Genomic DNA, 18,771 nt, shown 5'->3' with positions numbered 1-18,771 from the left:
GTGCAATCTACCCAGCGTCAGCGCACTCCGCGCACCGCGGAGACCGATTTCACCAACAGGTCGGCAGCGTCCTGAGATGTCAGGGCCTGATGCGGAGACCCGGGGTCCACCATGAGCGTGACGAAGACGAATCCTTCGTCGACGCGGGCCGTGAAGGTGTAGACCTGCGAGTCGGTTTCTGTGCCGGACTCGACGACCGTACGGACCGAAGCGGCCACGCCCGTGGTCACGGCGTCCTCGATCGCCGGCGCCGGGATCAGGGATGCCGCGGCCGTCGACCCGCCCGAGATCACGGACCACTGGGCACACTCGGTCAACAGCGCAGCATCCGGGACGGGCCGACCCGGCGGGGTCGCCGCGGCCATGACATGCAGCAGGCCGCCGTCCCCTGACCCGGACAGTCCCTGGCCCGCCTCGCCCGCGACGGGATCGACCAGGGCACCGCACTGCGGCGGATCGGCGGTCCAGCCGGATCGCATGCCCCAATACAGAACGGGGGACGCCGGACCCGTCGCCTCGATGACCTCGTAACCCGCCGGAAGATCGGCGCGCACTCGCCGGATCCGGGCCGGGTCGAAGGACTGCGCCGACGCCTCCTGACCGGACGGCGTCACCGATTCGGTCACCGCGAGGCGGTCGGCGTCCCCGCACCCGACAGCGAGCGTCGCCGTCACGACGAGGGCGGAGATGAGGCGTCGCACACCCGATTTGACCACGCGGGGACCTTTATTCCCGGTCAGACCGCCAATCTTTCGACACGATCCCGCCACAGTGTGGGGAGCGTCTCGCCGATCGCCGTGTCATCGGGAAGAAATCGTTTTCTTGAATGGTTCCAGTTTACGTACATCTACCGCGGACATGACGGCAGACGATTTCACAGGAGGCGGGACATATGAAGAAGACGGCGACGATCACCACAGGCACCATGGGCGCACTCGCAGTGCTGACGCTGGGACTGGCCACACCGGCCGCGGTCTCCACGTTGCAGGCGCAGGGCACACACACCTTCGCGGCGCAGAGCATCAACGCCCCGCTGGACGAGGAGCGGTTCTCGGACCTGGGCGTCCTGGGCCACCGTGGACCGCGCGACGGCGTCAAGCGGCCTGGCTTCGGCGGAGGCGTGGACCGCCCGGTCTTCGGCCCTTCAGCAGAAGGCCGCTGACCACAGAACAGCAGAGGGGCGCCCCGACATCGGGGCGCCCCTTCGCCATGCTCAGCGGTTCAATCGCCAGATGTCGGTCGACATCACGGTGGCGAAGGTGCACCACGCCGGATACGGCGTGAGAGCCAGGCCGGCCTGCGGATTGACCGCGGCCGTCCGGCGGGCCAGATCCGCGCTGCTGGCGGCCAGCACCGCGGCAGCCACCGCCGCGGGCCCCAGCTTGTGCCAGCGGAAGAACACCCAACTCCAACTGGCGTTGAGCCCCAGGTTGAGAGCCAGGGCCGCCACGTAGGCACGGGTGCGAGCATCGTCGCCCTCGGCGCGCAGACGGTCGATCGTGGACGCCGACGTTGCCGCGATGGTGGCGTACAGCGTCGTCCACGCGACCGGGAACACCGCGCCGGGCGGCACGTACGGCGGCTTCTTGATGGTGGAGTACCAACCCGGCATTCCAGACGCGTTGGCGACGCTGCCCAACGCGGCGGCACCCGCGGTGGCGAGTCCCGTGGAGATCAGTGTTCGAATGCGCATACTGGTTCCTACCCGCGCAGGAGGGCCGCCAATCCGCACGCGAGTTCCCATCGGTTTCCAAGCCCGCCCGCCTACGCTCCCCCGATTTGGCCGCGTCCGGCAGCAATGTCGCACGTGAGGACGCACTGACGGGAGACACTGTGGCTGTGGAGACGACATCGACCGGCCGACTGGCCGCGATCGCGGGCGCAGGTCTGGCCACGATCGCTCTGACCTTCGCCCTCGTGGGCTGCGGATCGAACACCAAGGAGGGCGTGCCGACGACGGCCGAGGCCTCCGCGGAGGTGGAGACCACGACGGCCGAGGAGTCCCCCACCGAGAAGACCGACCTCAGCGGCCCTGAACAGACGGGCACTCACCGCACGATCCAGGACTACGTCCAGGAGAACAACATCCAGGAGACCACGATCAAGCGGGGCGACCCGGGCCCCACGATCAACCTGCCCGTGCCCGACGGCTGGCAGCGCACCGAGGAGATGCCCAACGCCCCGTACGGCGCAATCGTCTACCAGGACACCGCCGTTCCGGACAATCCGCCGCGGATCCTGGCCCTGCTGTCGAAGCTCACGGGCAATGTCGACCCCGCGGAGATCCTCGCGCTGGCGTCCGGCGAGTTGAACAACATCCCCGGATTCGACGGCTCGCGGGACGGCGAACGCGACTCCCTGGGCGGGTTCGACGCCGTGCAGTTGGGCGGCAGCTACGAGGTCGACGGCACGAAGGGCATGATCGCCCAGAAGACCGTCGTCATCCCCGGGCAGGACGGGCTGTACGTGCTCCAGTTGAACGCCTACTCCGACGAGTCGGAGGCCGGAATCCTCGGTGACGCCACCAGCGTCGTCGATGATCAGACGACGATCACGCCCTGACCGAACGCCTCACATCCGCGAGATCGCCGACGCCTCGGCCACCTGTTCCGGGGTGGGTCGCACACCGGTGTACCGCTCGAACTGCTCGGCGGCCTGCAGTGCGATCACCTCTGCTCCGGTGATCACCCGCTTGCCCGCGGCCCGCGCGGCGATGATCAGGGGTGTCTCGGCGGGCAGGGCGACGACGTCGAACACGGTGTCGGCCGCGGCGATGGTGTCCGGCGCGAAGGGGCTGTCATGTTGCTCAGGGCCACCCGCCATGCCCACCGGGGTGACGTTGACGATGATCGAAGCGCACGCCCCACCCAGGTGTGGCCGCCAGTGGTAGCCGAGCCGGTCGGCCAGGCCGGGTCCGGTGACTTCGTTGCGGGCCACCACCGTCCCGTGCTCGAATCCCTTGTCCCGGAAGGCGGTTGCCACGGTACTGGCCATGCCACCGCTGCCGTGGATCAACACCGTCGACTCCGGCGACAACCCGTGCTCCTCGATCAGTTTCGCCACGGCCGTGTAATCGGTGTTCGACGCGGTCAGCACGCCGTCGTCGTTGACGATGGTGTTCACCGAACGGATCGCACGCGCCGAGGGTTCCACGTGCTCGACCAGGCTCAAGACATCCTGTTTGAACGGCATGGACACCGAGCATCCGCGGATGCCGAGGGCCCGCACGCCGCCGATCGCCGCGGCGATGTCGGTGGTGGTGAACGCCTTGTAGAGGAAGTCGAGTCCGAGCACCTCGTAGAGATGATTGTGGAATCGAGTGCCGATGTTGCTCGGCCGTGCCGCCAGTGAGATGCACAGCGTGGTGTCCTTGCTCAACGGTGGGCGCGGCATGTCAGCCGACCGCCCGGAGCACCTGCCGCGCGCTGACGGCGATCTGCTCGATCAGCTTCTTGGGCAACCGGATTCGTTGCGGGTCAGGAACCCGTATCACGGTCATCACGACACCGAGATCCTCCCTCTCCCAGGACGCGCCGAAACTGTCGAAGATCCGGCGCATCGCCAGGTTCTCCGACAGCACGCTGGCGGTGAACTCCTCGACTCCCCCCTCCTGGGCGGCCACGGCGAGCGCCTTCATGAGGAACGAGCCGATGCCGTGACCCTGATAGGCGTCGGCCACGATGAACGCGACCTCGGCGGAGGTCGGCTTGGCCGGATCGCGGATGTACCGCGCGTCGGCGATGACGTCTTCGCGACTCTCCGGATCGGGACTGCTGGGGTCGGTGATGACCCACACGAAGTGGTCCACGTAGTCGACCTGGAACAGGTAGTCCATGAGCGCCTTGTTGGGCTTGCGGACCGACATGAAGCGTCGGTACACCGTCTCGGCCGAGAACTCCACGTGTCCGCGGGACGTGCGCTCGCTGTCACCCGGCAGGACGGGCCGCAGCAGCAGATCGTGGGCGCCCTTGAGACGGATCGGCACGGGCGTGATGAACGCCGCGAGTCGCTGCCGCGCGAGTCGAACCAGATTCCGCAGAACCCCGGGAAGTCCGACGAGTTCGCCGAACGCCTCGTCACCTCCGCGCCACCCCCGCACATCGGTGGTCGCGACGACGGTCGCCACGCGCGTGCCGTTGCGCAGCAGCGCGATCTCTCCCACGATCTGCCCGAACGGGACGGCGAGTTCGGTGATCGACCCGTCATCGTTCTCATGCCGGATCGCGACGTCACCCTCGGCGATCACGAAGAACGAGTCGGCCTGCTCTCCCTGCCGCATCAGCACATCGCCCGCCCGGAGTCGGATGGGCTCGAGCAGCAGTGCCAAGCCGTAGAGGTCAGCGCCGAAACAGTCGGCGAAAAGCGCCAGCGTCGCGAGTTCATTGGCCCGCTGGGTGATCAGTTCGGCCACGGCTGAGCCCTTTCGCAGCCTGTTCACACTCCTTGCAGCGCTACGTTACCGGAAGCTCTCGGACGTCTTGGGCGACTCTGGCTACCCTCATGCTGTGGTCAGACAACGGCTCGGCACGCGCAGCAGGACCGCCGCGCAGCGCCGTGTCCTGGATGCGGCCCTGGACCTGATCGCCGACCACGGCGTCAGCGGCACGTCGCTGCAGATGATCGCCGACGCCATGGGCGTCACGAAGGCCGCCGTGTATCACCAGTTCAAGACCAAGGACGAGATCGTCGTCGGCGTCACCGAGCTGGAATTGGCCAAGCTCGAGGAACCGCTGGCGGCGGCGCGGGCCGAATCGGATCCAGCCCGCGCCCGGAAGGTGCTGCTGACCGACGTCATCGACATGGCGGTCACACGGCGCCGCTGGATCAGGACGCTGCAGAACGACCCGATCATCATCAGGCTGCTGGGGACGCATCCTCCATTCCGGGAGTTCATCGCCGAGTTGTACGGCGTGCTGCAGGGCGAGGAGGACGACACCATCGCCCGGGTGACGGCCGCGCTGTTCTCGGGCGCCATCGCGGGGTCGGTGGTGAACCCCCTGCTCGACGACATCGACGACGAGACACTGCGCGCGGCCCTGCTGCAGATGACCACCCGGATGCTCAATCTGCCGGACTGACGCGCCAGGGCACTAAGTATCAACTACTTGTCATTGGCGGGGCCGCCGTCTACCGTCGAGCCAAAGCCCACGTGTCGGCGTCGTCAGCCGACTCACATCGCAGAGGAGCGGGCATGGCTCGGTTTCCCAAGCCGGACGAAGGCAGTTGGACTCAGCACTACCCCGATTTGGGGACAGGCCCAGTGTCGTACGAGGACTCGATCAGTCCAGAGATCTACGAACTGGAGCGTAAGGCGATCTTCAAGCGCGCGTGGCTGAATGTCGGCCGGGTGGAACAGCTTCCACGCAAGGGCAGCTATTTCACCAGGGAGATGCGCGCCGCCAACACCTCGATCATCGTGGTGCGCACGAAATCCGGGGAGATCAAGGCGTTCCACAACGTCTGCCGACACCGCGGCAACAAGCTCGTCTGGGACGACATGCCACTGGAGGAGACCAGCGGCATGTGTCGACAGTTCATCTGCAAGTACCACGCCTGGCGGTACGACCTGGACGGCGAGCTCACCTTCGTGCAGCAGGAGGACGAGTTCTTCGACCTCGACAAGAGCCGCTACGGCCTGATCGGCGTGCACTGCGAGGTGTGGGCGGGGTTCATCTTCGTGAACTTCGCCAAAACCCCAGAGCAGTCGCTGCGCGATTTCCTCGGCCCGATGATCACCAACCTGGAGGGCTACCCCTTCGACAAGATGACCTCACGGTTCACGTATCGCTCTGAGGTGAAGGCGAATTGGAAGCTCTACATGGATGCCTTCCAGGAGTTCTATCACGCACCCGTGCTGCACGCGAACCAGTCCCCCACCGCCTACCGCAAGGCCGCCGCGGAGGCCGGCTTCGAGGCGCCGCACTACCAGATCGACGGGCCGCACCGGCTGGTCAGCACATCAGGCGTGCGTGCCTGGGAGATGGCCGACGAGATGCGCAAGCCCATCGAAGACATCTGCCAGAGTGGGCTTTTCGGCCCGTGGGACAAGCCCGACCTCGGTGAGATGCCCCCCGGCCTCAACCCGGCTCGGTGTGACCCGTGGGGGTTGGACTCGTTTCAGCTGTTCCCGAACTTCGTCCTGCTGTTCTGGGGTCAGGGCTGGTACCTGACGTACCACTACTGGCCGACGTCGTTCAACACCCACCTCTTCGAGTGCACGCTGTATTTCCCGCAGCCCCGAACGCCGCGGGAACGGTTGGCCCAGGAGTTGGCGGCCGTCTCCTTCAAGGAGTACGGCCTGCAGGACGCGAACACCCTGGAGGCCACCCAGACCTCGATCGAGACCCGGGCCGTCGACGAGTTCCTGCTCTGCGACCAGGAGGTCCTGATTCGCCACCTGCACAAGGAAACCGCCGCGTGGATCGACGACTACCAGCGCAAGACTGCCGGAGTGTGAGCCGATGAGCACCAGACTGCCCACCGAATTCGCCGACCTCGAGCCCTTCTCGGACTGGTGCCTGGCCAGTGAGCCGGAGCGCTACGCGAAACGCCTGAACAGCACCATGACTGCGATGCAGGCCTTCTATGACGCGATCACGCCGCGCGCCGAGGAGGCGATCTCCTACTGCGACAAGTTCAGCCTCGACGACATGCCCGAGGACGTGCTGAACCTCATGCACCTGCTGTACTCGATGGTCACGGTGTCCTTCCCGGTGGAGTGTTGGAAGCAGCCACGGGTGCCGGATTCCGGTGCGACAACGCTGGACTGCGTCGCCGAGCCTGTGCCGTGACCGCAGCCGAAACCGCGACGACGGTCCTGCGGGCCGCGCGGTGGCTGGACGTCGCCGCCGGTGAGGTCCGCTCCCCCGCGGTCGTGGTCGTCGAGGGCAACAGGATCACCGACGTCAACCCCGAGGCGCCGCCGCCGGACTCGGCGACCGTCATCGACCTGGGCGACGTCACGCTGCTGCCCGGGCTGATGGACATGGAACTCAACCTGCTCATCGGCGGACCGGGTAACCCGGACGGCCTGCCCACCCCGATGCACGGCGTGCAGGACGACCCGGCCTACCGGACGCTGCGCGGCGCGGTCAACGCCCGCACCACGCTCGATGCCGGATTCACCACCGTGCGCAACCTCGGCCTGATGGTGAAGACCGGCGGTTACCTCCTCGATGTCGCGCTGCAGCGCGCCATCGACCAGGGCTGGCATCAGGGGCCGCGCATCCACCCCGCGGGCCACGCCGTCACGCCGTACGGCGGGCACCTGGATCCGACGGTCTTTCAACGGCTGGCGCCGGGAATCATGCCGCTGTCCGTCGCCGAGGGCATCGCCAACGGAGTCCCCGATGTCACCGCCTGCGTGCGCTACCAGATCCGCCACGGCGCCAAGCTGATCAAGGTCTCGGCGTCGGGCGGCGTGATGTCCCACAGCACCTCACCGGGCGCCCAGCAGTACTCCGACGCGGAGTTCGCCGCGATCGCCGACGAGGCCCACCGTGCCGGGGTGAAGGTGGCCGCCCATGCCGTCGGGGACAGCGCGATCCAGGCCTGCATCCGGGCCGGCATCGACTGCATCGAACACGGCTTCCTGGCCAGTGACGAGACGATTCAGATGATGGTCGACCACGGAACCTTCCTGGTGTCGACCACCTATCTCACCGACGCGATGGCGATCGACCGCATCGCACCGGAACTGCGCAAGAAGGCCAACGAGGTCTTCCCGCGGGCAAAGGCCATGCTGCCCAAGGCCATCGCCGCTGGCGTCCGGATCGCGTGCGGCACCGACGCTCCCGCGATCCCGCACGGTGAGAACGCCAAAGAACTGTGTGCCCTCGTCGAGCGCGGCATGACCCCGATGCAGGCACTGCGGGCCGCGACGCTCACCAGCGCCGAACTGGTGGACGTCGCCGACGAACTCGGGCAGTTGGCACCAGGCTTCCTCGCCGACGTCATCGCCGTCCCGGGTGACCCGAGTGTGGACATCGCGGCGACCCTCGACGTCAGCTTCGTGATGAAGGACGGCACGATCTATAAGAACACCGTGCGCTAGCGTCACGGGTGGGCACGGAAGGAGGCGAGATGGAACTCACCGACAACACCCTGTGGTGGCTCAAGCAGGCGTTCTACTTCTCCCTCACCGAGGTCAACGAGGCCGTCAAAGAGCACGGCGTCAGCACCGCCCAGATCGGCGTCCTGCGCCAGTTGGCCAACCAACCCGGCCTCTCCGGAGCCGAGTTGGCCCGCCGCCTGCTGATCACCCCGCAGGGCGTGCAACTCGCACTCACGGCCCTGGAGAAGCGCGGCCTGGTCGAGCGCAAACAGGATCCCCAGCACGGGCGCATCCTTCAGGTCTTCCTGACCGACGAGGGCCGGGCGGTGGCTTCCTCGGTGTTCGCGGATGCCGTCGCCGCCCACGATCGGGTGTTCGGCGTGCTCAGCAGTGAGGAGCAGGAGCAGTTGCGTGACCTTCTGCGGCGAGTGATCGAACAGGGCACCGGGCACACCCCGCATTCCGACCACATCGACACCTAGCCTGCTGAGCACCGATGAATATCAACCCCTTGAGATTAATAACAAGTACTTGATATTGTTGGCCGCGATGGAGGCATCGACAACAACCCCGCACCAATCCACCGGCGTGGCCGACGCGCACGGTTTCACTCCCCTGCGGGTCAAGGCGGTGGTCCGGGAGACCACCGACGCGGTGTCCCTCGTCCTCGACGTTCCCGAAGCCAGCAGGGACCGATTCAGCTACCGGGCGGGCCAATTCGTGACCGTGCGAGTCACGATCGGCGGCGTGGAACATCGCCGCTGCTATTCGATGTCCTCGGCCCCCGCCGTCGAGTCCGACCTGCGGATCACCGTCAAACGCGACCGCGATGGTCTGGTCTCCAACTGGATCAACGACACCATGACCGTCGGCCACGACCTGCACACGTCACCCCCCGAGGGGCGTTTCGTGCTCACCGAGACCGATCGCGACATCGTCACGTTCGCCGGCGGCAGTGGCATCACCCCGGTGTTCTCCCTGGTGCACTCGACGTTGGCGGCCACCACCCGCCGGGCACGACTGTTCTATGCGAACCGCAGTCGCGACTCGGTGATCTTTCGGGACGCGTTGGCAGACCTGACCGGCACCCATCGCGGCCGCTTCGAGGTGCACCATCATCTCGACGACCAGGACGGCGTGGTCTCACCGCAGCGGATCGCCGACTTCATCGCCGACGGCAGCCACCCCCACACCGACTACTACGTCTGCGGCCCCACACCGTTCATGGACACCGTCGAACGAGTGCTGCGCGACGCCGGCGTCCCCAAGGCGAACCTGCACTTGGAGCGCTTCACCGTCGCCGCGGTCCCGCCGCCGAATCCGGCCGAGACCGCCGTCACCGAAGAGGTGACCATCACGCTCGGACGCCAGACCATCACCGTGCCCTACCGCGCGGGAAACACGCTGTTGCAGACCGCTCGCCTGGCCGGACTGAAGGCGCCGTCCTCCTGCGAGACCGGTTCGTGCGGAACATGTATGGCGCAGGTGACGACGGGCAGCGCACGCATGAACAACAACGACGCCCTCGACGACGACGAAGTCGACGAGGGCTGGGTCGTGACGTGTCAGGCGTTGCCGACCAGTCCCAAGGTTGAGGTGGTCTACGAGTGACACAGGAGTGGCAGACGTGACGGACAGGGTGGCCGTGGTGACCGGCGGCGCATCGGGCATGGGCGAGGCGACCTGCCACGAGTTGGGCAGGCGGGGCCACCGCGTCGCGGTCCTGGACGTGAACACCGAAGCCGCACAACGGGTCACCGACGATCTGCGGGCGGCGGGTGTGACGGCCTGCGCGGTGGGCGTCGACATCACCGACCGGACCGCGGTCGAGGACGCCTTCGGCAAGGTCCGCAGTGAACTGGGCCCCGTCGGCATCCTGGTCACCAGTGCGGGCAAATTCGGATATGCGTCCTTCGCCGAGATCACGGAGGAGACCTGGGCGCAGATGCTCGAAGTGAATCTCAGCGGCACCTTCCGGTGCTGCCAGGTGGCCCTGCCCGACATGATCGACGCCGGATGGGGCCGGATCGTGATGATCTCGTCCTCAAGTGCGCAGCGCGGCACCCCCTTTGCGGCACACTATGCCGCCTCCAAGGGCGCGTTGTTGACCCTGACGAAATCCTTGGCCCGCGAGTACGCCGCACACGGCATCACCGTCAACAACATTCCCCCGTCGGGCATCGAGACTCCCATGCAGCACGCGTCGCAGGCCGCGGGGTTCCTGCCGCCCAACGAGACCATCGCCGCCAACATCCCGGTCGGGCGATTGGGCACCGGAACGGACATCGCTGCGGCAGTGGGATTCCTGTGCTCCGAAGAGGCCGGGTTCATCACCGGACAGACCCTCGGCGTCAACGGTGGCGCCGTGATGTAGCTCGTCGTCGACAGTCCCGCACCATTCGTCACACGGAGGTTCGTATGGCCACCAAATGGCCCAAGCCGGCGCAAGGTTCCTGGACCGAGCATTACCCTGACCTGGGCACCGGACCAATCCCATTCCGCGACTCCATCTCTCCGGAGTTCTACGCGCTGGAGCGGGAGGCGGTCTTCAAACGGGCCTGGCTCAACATCAGTCGGGTGGAGGAGACACCCGAAGCGGGGAGCTACATCACCAGGCAGATCGAGGCCGCCGACGCGTCGCTGCTGCTGGTCCGCGACCGCGAGGGCCGGATCCGCGCCTTCCACAACCTCTGTCGCAGACGCGGGCACGCCTTGGTGACGCCCGACTTCCGCGCCACCGAACTGCGCAGCACCGGAGACGAATTCGAGTGCCGAACCTGCGGGTGGCGCTACTCGCTCGACGGAACACTGACGGCACTGCCGGACGCCGACCAGTTCTCAGGACTGGACACCGCCGACTACGGACTGCTCCCGGTGCAATGCGACGTCTGGGCCGGATTCGTGTTCGTCAACATGAACCCGAAGCCGGACCAGAGCCTGCGGGAGTTCCTCGGTCCCATGGTCACCGCCCTCGAGGACTATCCGTTCGACCGGCTCACCGAGCGATACGACTGGGTGGCGCACAACAACAGCAACTGGAAGATCTTCGCCGACGCCTTCCAGGAGTACTACCACGTGCCGTCGCTGCACACCCAGCAGGTGCCGCCCGAGGTGCGGGATCCCAACGCGGGGTTCACCTGTGGGCACTTCCAGCTTGACGGTCCGCATCGTGTCGTCTCGACGGCGGGGACTCGGCGCTGGCTGCTCGCGCCCGAGTACATGTATCCGATCGAGCGGGCCACGCAGAGCGGACTGGTGGGCCCCTGGCGGACCCCGGACATCGGTGAACTGCCGGCCGCACTCAACCCCGGCGGCATCGAACCGTGGGGTATCAGCAACTTTCAGATCTTCCCCAATCTGGAGATCCTGATCTACGGCGGGTGGTACCTGCTCTACCGCTACTGGCCGACCTCGCACAACACCCACCGCTTCGAGGCCTTCACCTACTTCCACCCGGCCCGCACCGTGCGGGAACGCATCGAGCATGAGGTGGCCGCGGTGGTCCTCAAGGAGTTCGCCCTTCAGGATGCGGGCATGCTCGGCGGCACGCAGGCCGCCCTGGAGTACGACGTGATCGACGACTACCCGCTCAGCGATCAGGAGATCCTGGTGCGTCATCTGCACAAGATGTCGGTCGACTGGGTACAGGCGTACCAGAACAGCCGCGCAGGGGCGGGGGTGTGACCATGGCGGCCGACCGACTCCCCAGCGCGTTCGCCGAACTGGAGCCACACGCCGAAACCTGGTGTCTGCCCACGGAGTCCGAGCGATGGGCACAGCGCCTCTCCAGCACCATGCCCGAGATGCAGCACTTCTACGACGACTTCTTCCCGCGGGTCGAGGAGGCCATCGAGTACTGCGACAAGTTCCCCCTCGACGACATGCCCGACGACGCCGTCAACCTGCTGCACCTGATCTATTCGCTGGTCATGGTCGCCATGGCGGTGGAGATCATGCATCAACCCGCCCCCACCGACGCGGCCGACGCTGTCATGGTCCGCACCGGCGAACCACGCCCCTAGCCCCAGCCTTCGAACACGAAAGGACACACCGATGAGTGTGTTGACGATCAACAAGCTGACCACGTCGGTGGGTGCCGAGGTGGCGGGCGTCGATCCGGAACGCCTCGCCACCGACGACGGCCTCGGCGCGGCCGTGCTGGACGCGCTCGAGGACAACGGTGTGCTGGTGTTTCACAACCTGAACCTGAATCCCGAAGCCCAAGTGGCGTTCTCGCAGCGGCTCGGCAGCATCGACCGCTCCGCGGACGGTCACCACCCGGTATCGGGCATCTACCCCATCACCCTGGACAAGACCAAGAACAAGGCCGCCGAATACCTCAAGGCCACGTTCGACTGGCACATCGACGGCTGCACCCCACTGCATGGCGAGTGCCCGCAGAAGGCCACGGTGCTGTCCGCCGTCGAGGTGGCCACACGGGGCGGCGAAACCGAATTCGCGAACGCCTACGCCGCCTACGACACTCTCGACGAGGCCGACAAGGAGCGTTACGGCACGCTGCGCGTGGTGCATTCGCTTGAGGCCTCGCAGCGACGGGTCTACCCCGACCCCACCCCTGAACAGCGTCGCCGGTGGAGTGAGCGCCCGACCCACGAGAACCCGCTGGTGTGGACGCACCGCAATGGGCGCAGGTCACTGGTGCTGGGCGCGTCGGCGGACTACATCGTCGGCATGGACCTCGACGAGGGCCGGGCACTGCTGGCCGACCTGCTGGCCCACGCCACCACTCCCGACAAGGTGTACAGCCACCGCTGGTCCATCGGCGACACCGTCATCTGGGACAACCAGGGCGTCCTGCACCGCGCGGCCCCGTATGAGCCCAACTCACCTCGCCACATGCTGCGCACCACGGTCCTCGGCGACGAACCCATCCAGTGACCGCAGGACCATTGATCGCCGACTAGCCGATCGGCGCCCCCTCGGGCAATGCAGCTGCTTGGCGAGGCCGAGGATCTGCCAGTTCGTGGCTGGTGGCCCGCAGTGTGCTGGCGGCGCGATCCGGTGACCACGACCGAGCGATCCGCCTGACCTTTGCGGGCATGGCCTGCGGTGTGCTGTTCATCCTGATCAAGGCCTACGAATGGTCGACCAAGGTGGCGGCGGGCTACACGCTGACCACCGGCGACTTCTCCATGTTCTATTACATGCTGCCACGGCACCGGGGCACCGTCGCCGAGCGTGCTGATCACCGTCGCCTTCATCCTGCTCGGGTTCATCAAGGGACGACTGATCATTCAGACCTTCATGGAGGTCTCCTCGGCGCCGCGCCGGCTGGCTCGGGTGACCGATGCCTGGCTCACGGTGCTGTGGGGCGCCGTGCTGGTGATCTACCTGGTTTGACCCCGGAAGAATTTGGTGTAGTTGCGCCTCTGCCGTGGCACTTAGGCTCGGTACATGGTGTGGATGACACTGCTCGTGGGGACGGGGCACTGAGATGCAGCACGGTGTCGACCCCTTCGGCCACTCGGATCCCTTCGGTTCACCGCCGCCCGGCACCGGTTACCTGAGCGCGACGGCGCCCAGCGCGACGGTGTCGAGCGCACCGGCGCCCAGCGCGCCGGCCCGTCCGCTGCCGCCACCACCCCCGTGCCACTCGCCGCCAGGTGCCGACGAGATGACGGTCCAGTTGTCGCGCCCCGGCGGCTCGCGCGCATCGAGACGGCCGACGGCCCCCAACCCGCTTGCCGGCTGGCTGTTCTCGGGGGTGGGCACCGCGATGGTCACGTCTGCGGCCGCCGTCGTCCTCGCGCTGCCCGAACTGGAGATGTTCTACGGCGATGTCACGACGATCGCCCTGGCGACCGCAGGCGGGCTCGCAGCGCTGGCCGCCATGGTCTGCTGGTTGGCCTTTCGATGCGTCCGGGGCCGCGCGCACACGAGAGTGTCGACGACGATCGGATGCGCAGTCGTCGTGGCGGCCGCGCCTGCGGTGTGGCTGCTGACGCCGACGTCCCAGGTGGCGTGGCTGGCGACCATGACCCGGGTGACTGCCATCATCGCGGCGGTGGTGGCGGTGGCGGCCGTCGCGATGCTGTTCGCGCCGCAACGCTCGGCCCGCTCTGCACCCTCGGCACGTCGTGCGGCCCGCGCCACGCCTGTGCGGGTGCCCGTTCCGGTGGCTGTCGGCGCTGTGGTGCCACCGGCGCAGCCGAGCTGGCAACAGCCCCAACCCGCTTTGCGCCCAGCGGATTACGACCCGTTCTCCTGAGCCGCGGGGGCACCGACAAGAAATGGCAGGTCAGTTGCCTGACCTGCCATTTTGATTGTGGAGCTAAGGGGAATCGAACCCCTGACCTACTCGATGCGAACGAGTCGCGCTACCAACTGCGCCATAGCCCCTTGGTCGCCAGTAGGCTACCAGCCCACTGGCCTCAACCAGAAACCGGCTCGTCACTGCCCCGACGCGCGCGGCAGATCAAACCCCCGCGCGAACGGCACGTACTCGAGGTGTTCGAATTCCGGATCCTCGTCGTCGATCTCAAGCACGGCAGCGCCCGGTCGACGCAGGCGAGCCGGCACCACATCCAGATCGCGGTCCTGCGTGTTCTCCACACCGAGCCTGGACCGCGCCATCCGCTGCATCCGACGCCGCCGCAGGCGCTCCTCGATCCGCGTCTGCCGCCGCAGGTACGCCAGATAGAGCACCGTCACCGTCGCCACGGCACCACACACCCACCACATGGCGGAGGTCAGGAGGAACGCCGCGACGGCGGAGGCCACCAAAGCAATGGCCATGACCAGCAGGACGTTCTTGCGGAAGCGGTACTTGCGGGCCTCGACCGCGGCAGCGGTCTTCGACTGGTGGTATCGGCGGTCGCGGGACAACGGCACGGCACGAGGCTCGTCGTCCGCGGCGGACTCGGCTTCGGCCTCCAGGCCGGACGTGTCCTCGACGTACTCGTACTCGTAGTCGTCCTCGAGCGTGTCGTCCTCGTCCGCTTCAGCGGACACCTCGGGCTCGGACTCAGACTCCAGTTCGGGCTCCGGCGCCTCGGCCACTTCGGCCTCAGGTGCGGGCTCGGGTTCGGGTGCGGGCTCGGCGATGGGTTCGAATTCCGTTTCGGCAGTGGCGAATTCGAGCGGCAGCTCGTCCTCCCGCGGCGCCTGCTTCGGCTCCTTCAACCCGGAGACCACCCGTCCCACGGGCAGTGCGCCGGAATCCTCGTCGACGATGTCCACGTCGAGGTAGTCAGGCCCATCCTCTTCGGCGAGCGAGGTCACCACGGCGACCGACCGGATGCGGGGCTTGCCGGTCACCACGACGGGACCGGTGGCGTCGTCGTCGTAGTCGTCCGGATCCTCGTCGAGGTTGCCTTCCCGCTGCCAGTGGGGATCGCTGGCATGGCCAGCCGCTGGTCCCCTCCGCTTGATCAGGCGGGCAGCACGACTGCCGGTGTTGAGCACACGCGTGGCCAGAGCCACGTCGCTGGTGCGCTTCACGGCGTCGCGCTTGTTCACCAGCATGGGCACCAGCACAAACAGCCAGAGCACCACGAGTGAAATCCACAGCAGAGATTGGGGGATGCTCGGCATGGTGGCCTTTCCTTTCCCCTCCAGGCTAGGTCTGTGACCAGCGCAGCCGTGCGCGGCGCGCCGAGGTCAATTACACACCTGTAATTCGCTGGATACAAGCACCAACAGCCCCAAATGTCACACCAGTAACAGGCTGGGCCACGAGTTTGACGCCAGGGCTGCTATTTATGGGCCGGCACAGCCCTGACGTCGATGTCGCGGGCCACTGCGACTCCATCCCCAGTGGCGAGTTCATGAACAGCGGCGACCGGCGCTGCACGTTTCCCGGGCTGGATCGTCAGACGTGAATTCGACGATCCCCGACATGTGGCAGGCATTTATCGGCGCCGAATCGATCGCCAGCGGGGACCTGACCAGGGGAAAGCTGCGCTGGTCGTCCCGCGCGATCCATCCGGGTATCTACCTGCCCAAGGACGCAGAGCTGACATTGTTCAACCGGACGGCCGCCGCCTGGCTGCACACCGGAAGAACCGGGATCATTGCCGGCCGGGCTGCGGCGGCCCTGCATGGTGCCAAGTGGACCCGAAGCGACGATCCGATCGAACTGATCGCCAAACACGGCCGCCCACGACCGGGCATCAAGATTCGTCAGGAGCGGATCGCGGCAGATGAAATAGTGGAGATCGCCGGAATGCCCGTCACCTCGCCGGCTCGGACCGCATTCGACCTCGCCCGCCACCTGATGCGCAACCCCGCGGTGATGAGACTCGACGCACTGGCCGCAGCCACCGGGGTCACCCGCTCCGATGCGATGCACCTTTTCGAGCGGTATCGCGGCGCCAGGAACACCCGTGCGGCACAACTGGCGCTGGCCCTGATGGACGCTGGCGCACAGTCGCCGAAGGAGACGTGGCTTCGAATGGTGGTCTACGACGCTGGACTGCCGAAACCGCGAACTCAGATCAGGGTGAGCGACGGCATGTTCAGCGCGTTCATCGACCTCGGCTGGGACGAACCGAAGGTCGGATTGGATTACGAAGGCGCCCACCACTTCAGTGATCGAGGACAGATCGTTCACGACATCGGCCGCTACGAGATGATCGATCGCCAGGGCTGGCTGGACCTGCGGGTGGTGGCCGAACATCGCCCGCGCTTCATCGAGAGCCGGATCAGAGATGCCTTCGCTGCGCGCAATTACACGCCCAGTTCGACATCATGGTGGTGATCGGCCCGAAGTCACAGCCCTCATGTCGAACTCGGCGCAATGAGGACTAAGCCCAGCTCGCCTTGCCCGCCCGCACCAGCGACGCCGCCACCGACCCCGACACCTCTTCGACCGTCATCGCCACAAGCAGGTGATCGCGCCAGCCGCCGTCGACGTCGAGATAGCGCCGCAGCAGCCCCTCCTCGCGAAAACCCGCCTTCGCCAACACCGCTCGACTGGCAGCGTTCTCGGGCCGCACGGTCGCCTCGACGCGGTGCAGATGCACGGGACCGAACGCGTGGTCCAGGCCCAACGCCAGCGCGCCGGTGGCCACTCCCCCACCCGTGAGCTCGCTGTGCACCCAATAGCCGATCCACGCCGAGCGCAGCGCCCCGTGGGTGATGTTGCCGATGGTCAACTGACCCGCGAACTGCCCGTCGACCTCGATCACGAACGGCAGGATGCGCCCCTTGCGGGCTTCCCCACGCAACGCCGAACACATCGACGGCCAGGACGAGATCCCATGCCGAGCAACCCAATCCACCTCCGCAGAGGGTTCCCACGGCTCCAGGAAACGGCGATCGTCGATCCGGAGCCGGCTCCATGCGGCGGCGTCGCGCATGCGGATGGGCCGCAGGCGCACCTCCCCGGCCCGCACGCGCAGCGGTCCGACGGACATCGGCCAGCCCGGATGCACTGCGCTGGAGCCGAACCAGGACCGGGTCAACTCAACCGCGCTGCGCGAGGAAGGCCACGTCGACGACCTCTCCAGTACGAATCTGCTCGGCCTCGCTGGGGATCACCACCAGGCAGTTCGCCTCGGCGAGGGTGGCCAACAGGTGCGACGAGACGCCCGGCGCCCCACCGAGCGCCTGCACCAGGTACTCGCCGGTGTCCTGATCACGCATCAGCTGACCACGCAGATAACCCGTGCGTCCCACCACCGACGAGATGGGCGCCAGCGTGCGTGCCTGCACCACGCGCCGGGTGGGCTGCCGCTTCCCCAGCGACAGCCGGATCAGCGGACGCACCATGATCTCGAACACGACCAGCGCCGACACCGGGTTCGCGGGCAGCAGGAACACCGGCACGCCCTCGCGCCCGAGCTGGCCGAAGCCCTGCACCGAACCGGGGTGCATCGCGATGCGGGTCACTTCCATCTCACCAAGTTCCGACAGCACCGCGCGCACACGTTCGGCCGCCGCGCCGCCGACCGCACCGGCGATCACCACGACCTCGGCCCGGCTGAGCTGACCCTCGACGACCTCGCGCAGCTTGGCGGGATCACTGTCGACGATGCCCACGCGGTTGACCTCCGCCCCCGCATCCCGCGCCGCGGCGGCCAAGGCATAGGAGTTGACGTCGTAGACCTGGCCGTTGCCGGGAGTGCGGGAGATGTCGACGAGTTCGCCGCCCACCGACAACACCGAGATCCGGGGCCTCGGGTGCACCAGCACCCGCTCACGCCCGACGGCCGCGAGCAGACCCACCTGCGCGGGCCCGATGATCGTGCCTGCCCGCACCGCGACGTCGCCGGGTTGGACGTCGTCGCCGGCGCGCCGGACATAGGCCCCCGACCGGACCCCGCGCAGCACCCGAACCCGGGACTGACCGCCGTCGGTCCAGCGCAGCGGCAGCACGGCGTCGGCGAGCGTCGGCATCGGCGCGCCGGTCTGCACGCGCGCGGCCTGCCGCGGTTGCAGTCTGCTGGGTGTGCGGGCGCCGGCGTCGATCATGCCCATCACCGGCAGGCTGACGTCGCCGCCGCCGGGATCATCGTCTGAATCGCCACCGATTCCCAGCACGTCGACGCTGCGCACGGCATACCCGTCGATCGCGGCCTGGTCGAAGCCCGGCAGCGGCCGTTCGGTCACCACCTCTTCGGCGCACATCAGGCCCTGGGCCTCGGCAATCGCGACACGGACAGGCCTGGGTGCCACAGCTGCGGCCTGCACGCGGGCCTGCTGCTCCTCAACCGAACGCACGGTGCGCCTTTCCGTCGTCGGACGCGGGATGTCCC

At 67.2% G+C, this 18,771-nt stretch carries 22 protein-coding genes and 1 tRNA gene; 15 read left to right on the top strand and 8 right to left on the bottom strand.

The features are described 5' to 3' along the window. Positions 1 to 17: 17 nt before the first annotated feature. The gene (locus G6N34_RS02860; protein ID WP_085155084.1) at positions 18 to 716 is read right to left on the bottom strand and encodes a DUF5642 family protein; all 699 of its coding nucleotides are present in this window, start codon (positions 714 to 716) and stop codon (positions 18 to 20) included. Between the two features lie 176 nt (positions 717 to 892). Between G6N34_RS02860 and G6N34_RS02855 the strand changes: the two genes are divergently transcribed. After that, positions 893 to 1,162: a hypothetical protein gene (locus G6N34_RS02855; RefSeq protein WP_085155086.1), complete on the top strand. Its 270-nt coding sequence runs from the start codon at positions 893 to 895 to the stop codon at positions 1,160 to 1,162. Positions 1,163 to 1,213: 51 nt separating this feature from the next. Here the strand turns inward: G6N34_RS02855 and G6N34_RS02850 are convergent, their stop codons facing one another. Next, positions 1,214 to 1,693 (bottom strand): TspO/MBR family protein, encoded by a 480-nt coding sequence (locus G6N34_RS02850; RefSeq protein WP_085155088.1) that lies wholly within the window; start codon positions 1,691 to 1,693, stop codon positions 1,214 to 1,216. A gap of 146 nt (positions 1,694 to 1,839) precedes the next feature. On the opposite strand from G6N34_RS02850, the gene lpqN reads away from it, so the two are divergent. Beyond that, on the top strand, positions 1,840 to 2,562 hold the full coding sequence (gene lpqN / locus G6N34_RS02845) for an envelope biogenesis lipoprotein LpqN (RefSeq protein ID WP_234813059.1): 723 nt from the start codon (positions 1,840 to 1,842) through the stop codon (positions 2,560 to 2,562). 9 nt (positions 2,563 to 2,571) lie between these two features. Here lpqN and G6N34_RS02840 read toward each other — a convergent pair whose 3' ends face one another. Next, positions 2,572 to 3,393 carry a shikimate 5-dehydrogenase gene (locus tag G6N34_RS02840; protein ID WP_085155090.1) on the bottom strand — a complete coding sequence of 274 codons (822 nt, stop codon included), beginning with the start codon at positions 3,391 to 3,393 and terminating at the stop codon, positions 2,572 to 2,574. Between the two features lies 1 nt (position 3,394). Continuing rightward, positions 3,395 to 4,411: an acetyltransferase Pat gene (locus tag G6N34_RS02835; RefSeq protein ID WP_085155092.1), complete on the bottom strand. Its 1,017-nt coding sequence runs from the start codon at positions 4,409 to 4,411 to the stop codon at positions 3,395 to 3,397. A 94-nt stretch (positions 4,412 to 4,505) separates the two neighbouring features. Here G6N34_RS02835 and G6N34_RS02830 point away from each other — a divergent pair, with 94 nt between their 5' ends. The 12 genes from G6N34_RS02830 (at position 4,506) to G6N34_RS02775 (ending at position 14,282) form a co-directional block, all read left to right on the top strand. Then, positions 4,506 to 5,078, top strand: a complete 573-nt coding sequence (locus G6N34_RS02830; protein ID WP_085155094.1) for a TetR/AcrR family transcriptional regulator — start codon at positions 4,506 to 4,508, stop codon at positions 5,076 to 5,078. Between the two features lie 113 nt (positions 5,079 to 5,191). Then, positions 5,192 to 6,457, top strand: a complete 1,266-nt coding sequence (locus G6N34_RS02825; protein ID WP_085155096.1) for an aromatic ring-hydroxylating oxygenase subunit alpha — start codon at positions 5,192 to 5,194, stop codon at positions 6,455 to 6,457. A 4-nt stretch (positions 6,458 to 6,461) separates the two neighbouring features. After that, the gene (locus G6N34_RS02820) at positions 6,462 to 6,791 is read left to right on the top strand and encodes a hypothetical protein (protein ID WP_085155098.1); all 330 of its coding nucleotides are present in this window, start codon (positions 6,462 to 6,464) and stop codon (positions 6,789 to 6,791) included. Next, entirely contained in the window at positions 6,788 to 8,053 is a 1,266-nt protein-coding gene (locus tag G6N34_RS02815; RefSeq protein ID WP_085155100.1) for a metal-dependent hydrolase family protein, read from the top strand. Before G6N34_RS02820 ends, G6N34_RS02815 begins: the two co-directional genes overlap by 4 nt. A gap of 29 nt (positions 8,054 to 8,082) precedes the next feature. After that, positions 8,083 to 8,535: a MarR family winged helix-turn-helix transcriptional regulator gene (locus tag G6N34_RS02810; RefSeq protein WP_085155102.1), complete on the top strand. Its 453-nt coding sequence runs from the start codon at positions 8,083 to 8,085 to the stop codon at positions 8,533 to 8,535. A 67-nt stretch (positions 8,536 to 8,602) separates the two neighbouring features. Beyond that, a complete protein-coding gene (locus G6N34_RS02805) occupies positions 8,603 to 9,664 on the top strand; it encodes a ferredoxin--NADP reductase (protein WP_085155104.1) in 1,062 nt (353 codons plus the stop codon). A gap of 16 nt (positions 9,665 to 9,680) precedes the next feature. Further along, the gene (locus tag G6N34_RS02800; protein WP_264016556.1) at positions 9,681 to 10,427 is read left to right on the top strand and encodes an SDR family NAD(P)-dependent oxidoreductase; all 747 of its coding nucleotides are present in this window, start codon (positions 9,681 to 9,683) and stop codon (positions 10,425 to 10,427) included. Positions 10,428 to 10,471: 44 nt separating this feature from the next. After that, positions 10,472 to 11,737, top strand: a complete 1,266-nt coding sequence (locus G6N34_RS02795) for an aromatic ring-hydroxylating oxygenase subunit alpha (protein WP_085155106.1) — start codon at positions 10,472 to 10,474, stop codon at positions 11,735 to 11,737. 2 nt (positions 11,738 to 11,739) lie between these two features. Beyond that, complete coding sequence (locus G6N34_RS02790; RefSeq protein WP_085155108.1) at positions 11,740 to 12,075, top strand: hypothetical protein; 336 nt, start codon at positions 11,740 to 11,742, stop codon at positions 12,073 to 12,075. Positions 12,076 to 12,106: 31 nt separating this feature from the next. Continuing rightward, on the top strand, positions 12,107 to 12,952 hold the full coding sequence (locus tag G6N34_RS02785) for a TauD/TfdA dioxygenase family protein (protein WP_085155110.1): 846 nt from the start codon (positions 12,107 to 12,109) through the stop codon (positions 12,950 to 12,952). A 300-nt stretch (positions 12,953 to 13,252) separates the two neighbouring features. Further along, positions 13,253 to 13,414, top strand: coding sequence for a hypothetical protein (locus G6N34_RS02780; protein WP_163645302.1), 162 nt, complete (start codon positions 13,253 to 13,255; stop codon positions 13,412 to 13,414). Positions 13,415 to 13,508: 94 nt separating this feature from the next. Continuing rightward, positions 13,509 to 14,282 (top strand): hypothetical protein, encoded by a 774-nt coding sequence (locus tag G6N34_RS02775; protein ID WP_133057813.1) that lies wholly within the window; start codon positions 13,509 to 13,511, stop codon positions 14,280 to 14,282. Between the two features lie 58 nt (positions 14,283 to 14,340). On the opposite strand, the gene G6N34_RS02770 is transcribed toward G6N34_RS02775, so the two are convergent. Together G6N34_RS02770 and sepX are read right to left on the bottom strand one after the other, a co-directional pair. Then, positions 14,341 to 14,413, bottom strand: a tRNA-Ala gene (locus G6N34_RS02770). Between the two features lie 51 nt (positions 14,414 to 14,464). Continuing rightward, a complete protein-coding gene (gene sepX / locus G6N34_RS02765) occupies positions 14,465 to 15,607 on the bottom strand; it encodes a divisome protein SepX/GlpR (protein ID WP_163645301.1) in 1,143 nt (380 codons plus the stop codon). A gap of 304 nt (positions 15,608 to 15,911) precedes the next feature. On the opposite strand from sepX, the gene G6N34_RS02760 reads away from it, so the two are divergent. Next, positions 15,912 to 16,772, top strand: a complete 861-nt coding sequence (locus G6N34_RS02760) for a type IV toxin-antitoxin system AbiEi family antitoxin (RefSeq protein ID WP_085155423.1) — start codon at positions 15,912 to 15,914, stop codon at positions 16,770 to 16,772. A 46-nt stretch (positions 16,773 to 16,818) separates the two neighbouring features. On the opposite strand, the gene G6N34_RS02755 is transcribed toward G6N34_RS02760, so the two are convergent. Next, positions 16,819 to 17,430 carry a GNAT family N-acetyltransferase gene (locus G6N34_RS02755; RefSeq protein ID WP_085155425.1) on the bottom strand — a complete coding sequence of 204 codons (612 nt, stop codon included), beginning with the start codon at positions 17,428 to 17,430 and terminating at the stop codon, positions 16,819 to 16,821. 49 nt (positions 17,431 to 17,479) lie between these two features. Continuing rightward, complete coding sequence (glp, locus tag G6N34_RS02750) at positions 17,480 to 18,736, bottom strand: molybdotransferase-like divisome protein Glp (protein ID WP_085155118.1); 1,257 nt, start codon at positions 18,734 to 18,736, stop codon at positions 17,480 to 17,482. Positions 18,737 to 18,771: the final 35 nt, after the last annotated feature.

Source organism: Mycolicibacterium confluentis (genome assembly GCF_010729895.1).
Taxonomy (GTDB): domain Bacteria; phylum Actinomycetota; class Actinomycetes; order Mycobacteriales; family Mycobacteriaceae; genus Mycobacterium; species Mycobacterium confluentis.
Note: the sequence above shows the minus strand (reverse complement) of the source record. Positions and strands in the feature narration are given on the sequence as shown.